The 11,059-nt window shown below is 34.1% G+C and carries 15 protein-coding genes; 4 read left to right on the forward strand and 11 right to left on the reverse strand.

Annotation, left to right across the window (positions count from 1 at the left end; all coding sequences use genetic code 11):
* The 4 genes from J8M14_RS12915 to dsrP all read left to right on the forward strand — a co-directional run bounded on the left by J8M14_RS12915 (position 1) and on the right by dsrP (position 4,024).
* Positions 1-702, forward strand: a complete 702-nt coding sequence (locus tag J8M14_RS12915; protein WP_211075033.1) for a cytochrome c3 family protein — start codon at positions 1-3, stop codon at positions 700-702.
* Entirely contained in the window at positions 695-1,321 is a 627-nt protein-coding gene (locus J8M14_RS12920; RefSeq protein ID WP_247672631.1) for a cytochrome c3 family protein, read from the forward strand. Before J8M14_RS12915 ends, J8M14_RS12920 begins: the two co-directional genes overlap by 8 nt.
* A gap of 110 nt (positions 1,322-1,431) precedes the next feature.
* Positions 1,432-2,550, forward strand: coding sequence for a 4Fe-4S dicluster domain-containing protein (locus J8M14_RS12925; RefSeq protein ID WP_211075036.1), 1,119 nt, complete (start codon positions 1,432-1,434; stop codon positions 2,548-2,550).
* A 256-nt stretch (positions 2,551-2,806) separates the two neighbouring features.
* A complete protein-coding gene (gene dsrP / locus J8M14_RS12930; RefSeq protein ID WP_211075044.1) occupies positions 2,807-4,024 on the forward strand; it encodes a sulfate reduction electron transfer complex DsrMKJOP subunit DsrP in 1,218 nt (405 codons plus the stop codon).
* A 260-nt stretch (positions 4,025-4,284) separates the two neighbouring features.
* Here dsrP and J8M14_RS12935 read toward each other — a convergent pair whose 3' ends face one another.
* The 11 genes from J8M14_RS12935 to J8M14_RS12985 all read right to left on the reverse strand — a co-directional run bounded on the left by J8M14_RS12935 (position 4,285) and on the right by J8M14_RS12985 (position 10,984).
* Positions 4,285-4,473: a hypothetical protein gene (locus tag J8M14_RS12935; protein ID WP_211075045.1), complete on the reverse strand. Its 189-nt coding sequence runs from the start codon at positions 4,471-4,473 to the stop codon at positions 4,285-4,287.
* 862 nt (positions 4,474-5,335) lie between these two features.
* On the reverse strand, positions 5,336-5,854 hold the full coding sequence (locus J8M14_RS12940) for a GNAT family N-acetyltransferase (RefSeq protein ID WP_211075047.1): 519 nt from the start codon (positions 5,852-5,854) through the stop codon (positions 5,336-5,338).
* Positions 5,855-5,932: 78 nt separating this feature from the next.
* Positions 5,933-6,295, reverse strand: a complete 363-nt coding sequence (locus J8M14_RS12945) for a nuclear transport factor 2 family protein (protein WP_211075048.1) — start codon at positions 6,293-6,295, stop codon at positions 5,933-5,935.
* A 42-nt stretch (positions 6,296-6,337) separates the two neighbouring features.
* Entirely contained in the window at positions 6,338-6,679 is a 342-nt protein-coding gene (locus J8M14_RS12950; RefSeq protein WP_211075050.1) for a DUF2834 domain-containing protein, read from the reverse strand.
* Between the two features lie 137 nt (positions 6,680-6,816).
* Positions 6,817-7,371, reverse strand: coding sequence for a GNAT family N-acetyltransferase (locus tag J8M14_RS12955; protein ID WP_211075052.1), 555 nt, complete (start codon positions 7,369-7,371; stop codon positions 6,817-6,819).
* 82 nt (positions 7,372-7,453) lie between these two features.
* Positions 7,454-7,906 carry a nuclear transport factor 2 family protein gene (locus J8M14_RS12960; protein ID WP_211075054.1) on the reverse strand — a complete coding sequence of 151 codons (453 nt, stop codon included), beginning with the start codon at positions 7,904-7,906 and terminating at the stop codon, positions 7,454-7,456.
* 83 nt (positions 7,907-7,989) lie between these two features.
* Entirely contained in the window at positions 7,990-8,187 is a 198-nt protein-coding gene (locus J8M14_RS12965) for a hypothetical protein (RefSeq protein WP_211075056.1), read from the reverse strand.
* A complete protein-coding gene (locus J8M14_RS12970) occupies positions 8,187-8,699 on the reverse strand; it encodes an alpha-ketoglutarate-dependent dioxygenase AlkB (protein WP_211075058.1) in 513 nt (170 codons plus the stop codon). Before J8M14_RS12970 ends, J8M14_RS12965 begins: the two co-directional genes overlap by 1 nt.
* Positions 8,700-8,785: 86 nt before the next feature.
* On the reverse strand, positions 8,786-9,460 hold the full coding sequence (locus J8M14_RS12975) for a hypothetical protein (protein ID WP_211075060.1): 675 nt from the start codon (positions 9,458-9,460) through the stop codon (positions 8,786-8,788).
* Positions 9,461-9,554: 94 nt separating this feature from the next.
* Positions 9,555-10,388, reverse strand: coding sequence for a Sir2 family NAD-dependent protein deacetylase (locus J8M14_RS12980; protein WP_211075062.1), 834 nt, complete (start codon positions 10,386-10,388; stop codon positions 9,555-9,557).
* Positions 10,389-10,462: 74 nt separating this feature from the next.
* Positions 10,463-10,984 (reverse strand): hypothetical protein, encoded by a 522-nt coding sequence (locus J8M14_RS12985; protein WP_211075065.1) that lies wholly within the window; start codon positions 10,982-10,984, stop codon positions 10,463-10,465.
* Between the last annotated feature and the right edge of the window lie 75 nt (positions 10,985-11,059).

An 11,059-nucleotide genomic window follows, 5' to 3' on the forward strand; every position in this document is an offset into this window, starting at 1 on the left:
ATGAGAAAGAGACTAGGTATCATATCATTATTTATCATATTGTTTGTAGGTTTTATTATAATTTGGAACTATAGCTATCAAACGGGGTTAAAAGATGCATATATTCCAATAATAGAAAATGGAGATTCGAATGGGGTTTTTCTATCAGAAAATGGGGTGTTTAAAAACTCTGAACTGGCATTAGAGTATGCAAATATGCCTATTGATGAAACCCATCAAAGAACATTAGAAACGTACTATAATAACAGAGCGTACTATGGTGCACCACCATTTATACCTCATCCGGTAAAAGAAGAAAGAAGCATGGGTGGAAACACCTGTTTACAATGTCATCAAAGCGGCGGTTTTGTGGCAAAATTTGATGCTTATGCTCCCGTGACCCCACACCCGGAAATGATCAATTGCAGACAATGCCATGTCGCAGAGACTGCAGAAACATTATTTGCTCAAACTGCATTTACTAAAGAGCAAGCTCCTAAAGTGGGGGTTAACAATGCACTTCCTGGTAGTCCTCCTATGATCCCTCATCCCATTCGGATGCGAGAGAATTGCCTGGCCTGTCATGCAGGACCGGCAGCTCCAAAAGAAATTAGAGTCACCCATCCGGAACGTATTAACTGTATGCAATGTCACGTACCAAATAATACCAATGGAATAGATACTGCAACTTTTATCAGAGATAATAATAATTATGATGAATAGACATATACTACATACACTAGGCTGTATTTTTCTCTTCTTGTTTGCGCTTTCATCTTGTAAGCATGGTGAAGAAGAATATCATAGTATCACTGATAAAATAGAGGCCAAAAGTAAAAATTACCATGGTGTTACTATTTCTTCTGAACCCCTTATTGAAGGGATCAAAACTATAAAGATAACAGAAGGTGAACATACTTTTTTGATACCAGAACGTAAAAGTCAAATAAAACAATATGCTTGCACAGAATGTCACAGTAAGCCTTTACAAGAAATGCAAAGTAATGACGGGGCAAAAAAAGCACATTGGGATATCAAGTTGGCTCATGCAGATCTCAATACTATGAATTGTATCTCATGTCATGATGGTGATAATATGGACAACCTAAAAAGTTTAACCGGCAATACTATAAATTTTAATAGAAGTTATAAACTATGCAGTCAATGTCATACCAATCAATTTGAAGATTGGAAAGGAGGCGCACATGGTAAAAAAGTTGCAGGATGGGCTCCGCCAAGAGCCTCTATGACCTGCGTAAATTGCCATAACCCGCATCAACCTGCTTTTGAAAGTAGATGGCCTTCGGTTTTTAATACTCAAAAAGTAAAAGAGAGAGAATAATACATGACCGTAATTATACAACATATCACCCTTGTCACACTAAATCAAGTCGAAATATATCTCGGCTATGCTCTATATAATAGAACATTCAACTTAATAAATCTTAATTTATGAGTAGTAACAAAAAATGGTTTTCATTGAACCTCAGTAATTCGAAAACAGCATCCACAAGCACTTGCGGTTGCGGCAAATCCTCTGGAGGATGTGGTTCTCATTCGGATCATCAAATGAGTGATCATGATTTTGATACTGCCGTGGATGCTGCTATTGGAGATGAGCGAAAAAAAGACGGTTTTGACCAGGTGTTTGATGTACAAATGGATCGTCGCACTGCATTTAGGAAACTAACAGCTAGTTTACTTATCGGAGCAGGAGCTGTAAGTTCTTCTTGTAGTGTTGTAGCTGATGATGAAGCTAAGGAAAAAGCTCAAATCGATTGGGAAGAACAGTTCAAAGGAAACTATAAGTTAATGAATGATGATGAGAAGAAAGCTACTGTTGATCGATTGGTGCGTTCTTATCAAATTAGGAAAGGAAAGACGCTCAATATGTCTTCTAAAGATGCCGAGAAAGATGTATTATTTGGTTATGCATTCAACATTTCTAAATGCCAGGGATATATGGATTGCGTAAGTGCGTGTGTAGAAGAAAACAATCAGGACAGAAATTCTGAAATGCAATACATCCGCATACACGAAATGAAAGACGGAAAAGGCTTCAATTTTAATGAAGCTGATGATAACTATTATCATGAAGTACCGGCTGAGGGACACTTTTATATGGGAACACAATGTTTTCATTGTGATAATCCACCTTGTGTAGATGTTTGTCCCGTACAAGCAACCTGGAGAGAAGATGATGGATTGGTAGTAATAGATTATGACTGGTGTGTGGGTTGCAGATATTGTATGGCTGCATGCCCTTATGACGGAAGACGTTTTAACTGGAGTACACCTAAGGTCCCTGAAGCAGAAATCAATAAAAATCAACATTATTTAGGCAACCGAATGCGTAAAAAAGGGGTGATGGAAAAGTGCACCTTTTGTGTGCAACGATCCAGAGCTGGTAAAAATCCAGCCTGTGTAGAAGCCTGTCCCACGGGTGCCCGAATTTTTGGAAATTTATTAGATCCTGATAGTACGATTCGATGGGTGTTAGAAAACAAAAAAGTATTTAGACTAAAAGAAGATCTGGGTACCGAACCTAAGTTCTGGTACTTTATGGATTGATTAATAATGAATCGACCCAAGGGATGTTATACATAGTTTATCTAGATAATCCATCGTCTGGTTGAGTGATTTTTCGAAATGTTAATGTAGAAAAATTGTATCGAAACCTATTTAAGGTTCATCTATAACATAAGGAATTAAGAAAACATCTCGATACAATTTTATCTATAGCTATCGCTAATGATAAAATCACTCGATGAGACGGAATCAGAGTTACGGTTCCTAAAAAAGTGAATAAAGCACAAAATAAATAACAATGAGAAGACTCAAAGTTTTTAAAAGTTTAGTTAGAGATAGTCTGGATACGACTACTCAAGGATCAAAAAAATACCATATTTGGATGGCATTTTTGACCTTTGTCATGCTGGTTGGTATGTATTGTTATTCGGTGCAGTTAGAATTTGGACTGAGTGCTACCGGAATGACAGATAGAGTGAGTTGGGGACTATATATTTCTAATTTTACATTTTTGGTTGGGGTTGCAGCAGCAGCGGTAATGTTGGTGATGCCAACCTATGTGTTAAAAGATATTGATTTTAAACAAGCTGTGCTTATTGGAGAAGGGTTAGCTGTAGCTGCGTTGATTATGTGTCTGGCGTTTGTGGTTGCGGATATGGGTGGACCATCGGTTTTATGGCATATGCTACCGGGAATTGGAGTGTTTAATTTTCCAGCTTCGATGTTAACCTGGGATGTGATTGTGCTAAATGGATATTTGTTTTTAAATATTAGTATCCCTTTTTATATTCTTTTCAGACGTTATCAGGGTAAAGTCCCTAATCCCAAAATTTATGTTCCCGGAGCAATTCTATCGGTATTCTGGGCAGTGGCAATTCATTTGGTAACTGCTTTCTTATATCAAGGATTACAGGCAAGGCCATTTTGGAATAACGCTTTGTTAGGGCCTCGGTTTTTAGCTTCCGCATTTGCTGCCGGACCGGCTTTGATTATTTTGGTATTGGCAATTATCCGAAACTTTACAGAATTTAGGATTGAAGATAAAACCATTAAAAAGATCGGAATGATTGTTGCCGTAGCAGCACAAATCAATTTGATTATGCTAGTCTCTGAATTATTTAAGGAATTTTATGCACCTACCCATCATAGTGAGAGTGCGTATTATTTATTCTTTGGATTACACGGAAAAACAGCGTTGTTACCTTGGATATGGACGGCAATTCCGCTAAATGTACTAGCGACAGTGTTGCTTACGTTTGGTAAACTGCGGAACAATTTGAAGGTATTGTATTTCTGTTGTTTTATACTTTTTGTAGCGATTTGGATAGAAAAAGGATTTGGGCTTATCGTTCCTGGTTTCATCCCTGGACCTTATGGCAAAATTGCGGAATATACACCAACGGGCATTGAGATGGGGGTGACTTTGGGTATATGGGCTTTAGGAGCTTTTATATTTACAATTTTGGCAAAAACTGCCATTAAGATTGAGACCGGTAAACTGAAATACAGAAGTTAAAGTACCGTGACCTGCTTATCAACAATAAATGAGGATGAATACAGTGATCCATCCTCTTTGATCATTAATTGGCTAAGCGCATATTTTCTATCATTTGTCCCTCCTCATTGCGAAAGCCGTTCACTGTCAGATTTGAAAAAAAATTTTGTCGCTGAGAAGAGCCTTTTAACCGTTTTCTGATATTTTGAAAAGTCCTCATAATAATTAGTTTTTTTGATCCCGAATGATCGGGATAGGTTGATGATGATTTGTCCTTAGTATTATCTGTATCTTCTTTTAGAATTCCAGATATAACTATTTGTCTCTTTTACTTTGTTTGTAATTTGATTGTTGTCTAAAGTTCTCATAATGATTAATTTTTTTGATCCCGAATAGTAAGGATCTGTTGATGATAAAAATTTTTCTTTGGTACTATCTGAATCTTCTTTTAGAATTCCAGATATAACCATTCGTCTCTTTTACTTTGTTTGTGATTTGATTGTTGTCTAAAGTTCTCATAATTGTTATATCATTTTACTATGTTACTTGTCAAGACCGTGCCACAATATTAAATATTTGAAAAACAGATTGTTATACATTTACTCATTACTGAGTAGTGTTCGGTTTTGATACAACATGTGTATGATTTCGTAACACTTTTTTCATTTTTAGTATTCTTTAAAATTTTCTTACCCGGTATACGTAAACAATTAAACCGTGTATTATGCCAAAGTGTAAGAAAACTACTATTTTAACGTATGGCGCATATGTTTTTAATCATAAATATTTTATAATCAATACATTTCAATTAAACGACAATTATGTCAAAACGGTAACCTTACTTGTTTTTAACTCTTTAATGAAGGTTTTGGAAGGGGTAACAACTATGTCATCACATACCTCATAAGTATGTCTGAGAGGGCAAACAACTATGTTGCTAAGGGTAAAGAGGTGTCTCGCTAATTGTTACTACTCATCTCCGAGAGGGGTTAGCACTATCTTAGAGAGGCCTATGTCAGGTTGTTGACATACAATACGCCCCTTGTTGTCATACCAAACTGGCATCTTGATGAGGGGGCACAAGTCCTCGTGAACATAGTTACCAGGTATCTCTGAGATAGCTCCTACCCATTAACGAAATACATCAAAGGTATTAGAAAGATACTTATGGGTTATTAGCGACATAGTACTAAGATATACCATAACATACCTCCTGTCTATTAGCAAAATACCTGATAGGTACTAGCCAAATGGTTACTTCTTATTATCGACATAGGTGTTAACCTGAATTACTTGGCATTAAAGGGATACCTATAGCGATTTGATAACATATTAGCCCTGGGTAATCTCTAGCTCAAAAAGACAGCAATCCGGTTCGCGTTGATAATGTTCTGGTAGGTTATCTGTCTCTGTAAGTCTATGTATGCCCAGAAACCTAAATCCTGCAGAGGTATAATGTGCAATCAACTTTGTATTATTTCCCAACGTATCTAAGCGAATAAAGTGTTTCCCATTTTGTATGGCGTAGTTCTTTGCCCACTCCACAATGGTGTTGATATATCTATTCCCTCTTAAATCAGGATTGGTACAAATTCTATGAATATAAATAGCATCTTGCTTATCCCTATCCCCCCAAATTTCCTTATCTTCAAAGGCAACTGCCCAATTACAAGCAATAACATCATCAACTATTATCTTCCATTGTCTTTGTGCTGCTATTTCCTTTTCTACAAGAGACTTTTCAAACACTGGCCATACAACCATGTTTTTCAGAATTTGTAGTCTCCTTGCCTCTTCGTATAAGGCTAAGATGTCATCAGTATCATCAATGCTACAATTTAGGATATTCATAAGATGTATATTTATAGATCCAAAGGTCTGTTCTTTTTAAAAACTATAAAACCCAAAACTTGCTAAGATGAAATTAATTTATTTAGCCTCTGTAAGTTTTCTATCTTCTTGTATCTCACCTATATGATAATACGCTACAATTTCTTGAATGAGATTATCTTTGATATAATACCATTCGCTTACATCTAACCTAAAATCATCACCCTGGATAGCTGTATACCGCACGCAGGCTTTATGCTCTTCATAAAGTGCATCATGAATCTCGAAATCATAACCCAGGAATTTGTCTTTATTAGCTTCTACCAGATCTAGATATGCCTTTTTACCATTTATGGTTCCAAATGGACTAGTATGGGTAAATGTATTGCTAACCGGTAGTTGAAGGTAGCCACCTGTTTTCCAGACAGCAAACCATTGTTGTACTAATGTTTTTGTTTCCATCCCTTAATTTAATGGAAATATTTCAGCTAAGCAAAACACATTTTAGGAGGTTTTTTGAGCATTCAACTGATCCATTTTATGCTGTCTCATATACAAATACATCGGAAACGTAAATGCAATCGCTACCAGAAAAGTCAAAGGGATTAATATCCACCAATATCTTATCTTTAGCCTAATGGCATCAGGGATATACCACACAAAAAATACAGCGACCACAACCAGTAAATCAGCACCGTAAGATTGTGCGGGAAAAGTAGTTTTGGTCTGTGCAATATAGTTTAGAATAGAGGTATTTTCTTCTGTGATATAAAACTGAATATTAAAATACCAGGTATAGCACACCCCTATTATCGCGAGCACTAAAAAAATATATTTACGTTTCATTTTTAATGGTTCTAGAGAACGTTGTTTTGGTTTTTTAAGATAAGGATAAATTTAATAGTCGTAGTATATTGATAGCCAAAATTGATCTAGAAGGGTTTATATAATAACGACTAATGTAAAATGTATTTCAAAACTGGCTACAACGTGTTAGAGGTTCGTTTTAATTCTGACCATTCAGATTTTCTAATATTGTACCAATTATGAGTTACACCTTCAAAATCAAATGTTTCAATAAATTTTAGACCGATTTTCTTTAGGATTTTATTTGAAGCTAAATGATTCACATCTGCAGCTGCACCAATTTCTTTTAAATCAAGTTTCTCAAATCCATATTTAAGGGATTCAATTGCCGTTTCGGTAGCAATTCCGTTTCCCCAATATTTTTTTCTGAGCCTGTAACCTAAGTCATAGTAACTGAAATCTTTTCTTAGCACTTGCTCATATTTTAATCCTGCCCAGCCAATGAAATCTTCTGTTTTTTTATCTATAATAGCCCAACGTCCAATTCCATTCTCAACATATTGATTTCTTATAAAATCAATCACTTGTTTAGCTTCTTCCATTGTTTTTATAGGTTTTTTTCCTAAATACTCGTGAACATCAGGGTCCGAATCTAGCTCAAAAATTCCCTTTGTGTCATATTTTTCTAGATCTCTTATAATTAATCGTTCTGTTTCTATATGTATCTTCATTTATTGTATTCAGTGATAATGATCATTACATCTCTTGTATGGTGCGTTTTAATGTTTTTTACATAATGTTGTAGTGCATTCTTTAATGATTCCCAGAATCGTTAAATTGCCACAATACATTCACTAGTTGCCATTTTCCATTCAGTTTTACTATATGCATATAATCAATCCAATCATCCGCTATGAGTTTTACCGAAGCAGTTTTATCATAAATATCCAGTATGATAACTTCTTTTTTTGGATTCTCCGGAAACTTGTCTCCATCTTGGTTATAAGTTTCGGCAAGTAGGATCATAGCATCGGTAAATGTTTCTCTCAAATATTCCTTTCCAGTTTTTTTGTTTGTCCAAAAAGTTCTTTTAACCATTCTAGGGTGAGCAGCACGTTCAAATTGTTCAGGCTTCACATTATGCTGAGACTCGATATAATCCAACGCAACTTGTTTAATGTCCAGAGAATCTTTTTGAGTTTGCCCCTGAACAGAAAAAGTAAAAAGAAAAAAAACAGATATTGTAAGGATAATTAATTGTTTCATTATTGATTTTAATTTTTGATGCTGTATTAAATGAGCTACGTTCTGTGTAAAATGCGTTTTAATGCATTTTTATACAGTGTTAACTACTTTTCTTTTATTCTTTTTTCAAAATTCAGGAGTCCATCCAACATTTCATCATCTTCCTTATAAAATACGGCAGGACAAGGTTCTTTAGGTTTTGTAGCTATAACAATTAATTGACCTAATCTATAATCCGGATTTTCTTTCCAGATTCTCTCAAGATGTTTCAATGTTTCAGTTATTCTGTTCGGGTCTCTCATTATTTTATTTTTCTAAAGGTCAAACTCATTCGTCCCTTTTCTGTGTCTGATTTAGGTATTGCGTGTTGCCATACATCCTGAATTTCATTCTTCATATAAATTAAGGAGCCAGAAGGTAAAGCATAGTCTCTTATCAATTCTTTATTTTCAATTTTTCTAAATCTTAGAGTACGAGTTTCTCCAATCGACACTATAGCTACCCCCGTTCCTTCAAACAAAATATCAGTTTGGTCAGAATGAAATCCCATCTTAGATTTTCCGTCCAAATAGTAATTTATTAGACAATTGTTTGGTTCAAAATTTAAAGTCTTGCTAATCGAGTCAACAATAGGTTTCAAATCAGAAGTAAACTCTTGATATGGATAACTTATTTGAGAGTAGTTGTATGCTTTACCAAAACTTGCAGTTTTACGAGCAGACATTCTTTCATCCCAAGCAACATTATTTCTCAAAGAATTAAATAATTCAAAAGGATTATTAATAAAGTTCTCTATATAGGTTATTCCATTCATTTTGTAATTGTAGTTAACGTCTCTTGCATGGTGCGTTTGCTTGCCGAAGGGAGCAAATAAACTATACAAAGTGTTAGACAGTGTTTTTAGTTATAATATTCATAGTCATTTAGGTTTTCTATAGAACCGTTTCTTTGGATATATTTTTTTATATATTCTTTTATTTTTTTCTTTTTGTTCGATTCATTTTTGAAACTTTCTAATAATTCTTTGTCATCTGCAATTATTCTTTTAACATTCTGTTTTGCTAATCGAATTATTTCTCCATCTTCTATGTCTAAAAGTTTACGTTCGAAAGTATTGAAATTTGGTCCAGCAACAATTCCAGTACTGTTGTCAATACTTATATTCTCAAAATATGCATATTTTCCTATTCTTTCAATTTTTCTAAATTCTGTTTTAGATGATAGTTTAGCCAAGAATTTTGTTGGATTGGCGCTGAATGGATGAAGATATTTTATGTATATGTTTTTACCATCACAAAAACCAAAAACAGAGCCGATTTTCTTTGACTTTTTTCTATCAATCTTTATCCGATAATAAGTTGTCTTTTCGATGCTTCCAAGACGAATTCTAGATCTTTTTTTAGAATTGATTTCATAACTAAAAGGAATAGAAGGAGTATTGGTTTTAAATTCATCATAATTTTTGTAAATACCTTTTTTTAGAATTGAGTCCTTAATTATTGAACCGTTTTGCGCATTTATTACCATAAAATTGCTAAAAAATAAAATAATAATTGCGAATCGTATTGTTTTCATAATGAACTCATTTTATTTGTATTTACGACAGTTATTTTTTTACTACCTAACGTTACGTATATAGTTCATAACTACCCTTCGGGATAGTTATGAACTATACACCTTGTTCTATGCTTTTTTCTATTTGTTTTTTTATTATTGGAAGTATATCACTACTTCTTTCTCTAACTATTATAGCTCTTTTCTTATCCTTTAAAAGTTCAGTAAAATGATTGTCATCAATATTCATATCAACTACATATCCTCCAAACTTTAAAGTTGTACGAGCAATTTCTATTGGCAAATTTGTTGCTCCTGATGTACCAACTATAAATAAGATTCCACTATTCTTTGCCACTTTCAAAGAGCTAAATTTCTTATTTGTTTTTTCATCATAATATTCGTCAAACCATAAAATATTTGGTCTTAACCAATTTCCGCACTCAGGGCATTTTAGAGAATCAATTTCGTCTGTTCTAAGTTCTTCTTTTATATCTTTTCCAGTCAAATTGTTTGGAATAGGTAATATCTCCTTACAATCTATTGAGCATTTAACTTCTCTATAATTTCCGTGAACTTCATAAATGTTTTCATTTCCAGCTCTTCTATGTAGATTGTCAATATTCTGCGTTATCAAATGAAATTTATCACCTAATATTTTTTCAAGGTCAGCAAGTATTTTATGACTTTCATTTGGCTTAGCATTTTCAATCGTTTTTTTTCTAAACAATGTATATTGCCAAACTTCTTCTTGATGCCCAATAAAGTATCTATATGTTCCAAATTCTTCTGGTTTGTGATACTTAGTTCCCTTCAACCAGATTCCGTCTGAACCACGATAAGTCGGAATTCCACTATCAGCAGAAATTCCTGCACCAGTCAAGAAAGTGAATTTGTTTCGTTTCTCTTTCTTTAATACTTCTTTTATTATTTCGTTGAGTTGATTCATTCAATTGTATCACAACGTTTTGTGTATGGTTTCGTAGCATCCTGAAGGGTGCTACGAAACCATACACTGTATTATCATTTTTTTATTTCAATTCGTTTATTTCTATCGTCAGCAATAGTTCGGTGAAGTTTCATCGTATTACAATCGAGTCCATTCGAAATATGCAAACAATCATTAATTCCATCAAATTCAAGTTCAAATCCGACAAAGTGGGAATTTGGTTCTTGTCCGTATTCAAGTCCGTAAATTTTGGTTATCGGTTTATTTAGTATTGAGTTAATGCTTTTAAAAGTGTTCTTTTTCCACTCTAAAGGCATTTCATCTCCGGATCCGTACCAATCTAATGGATCAGATAAATCAATTTTATTGATAGTTAGGCTATATTCTAGTTGATAAGCCGTGAATTCATATTGTTTTCCATCAATCAATATAATAATGGGTCCGTCCTCATTCCATTTGTTTTCATTCTTTTCCCATTGAACGAAATAAGAGTCAATTGATTTTCCAATTAGCGCATTAAAAGTCTGTTTGTGAAGTTTAATTACATCATCACAACTATTTAGATAATTCAATTCATATTTTTCAATTCCTAACATTCAAGTTTTTAAATTACACCTAACGTTCCTTGTATGTTGCGTTTGCCTGCCGAAGGTGGCATATGCAATATGCAA

It is taken from the genome of Aquimarina sp. MMG016 (genome assembly GCF_018100805.1).
Taxonomy (GTDB): domain Bacteria; phylum Bacteroidota; class Bacteroidia; order Flavobacteriales; family Flavobacteriaceae; genus Aquimarina.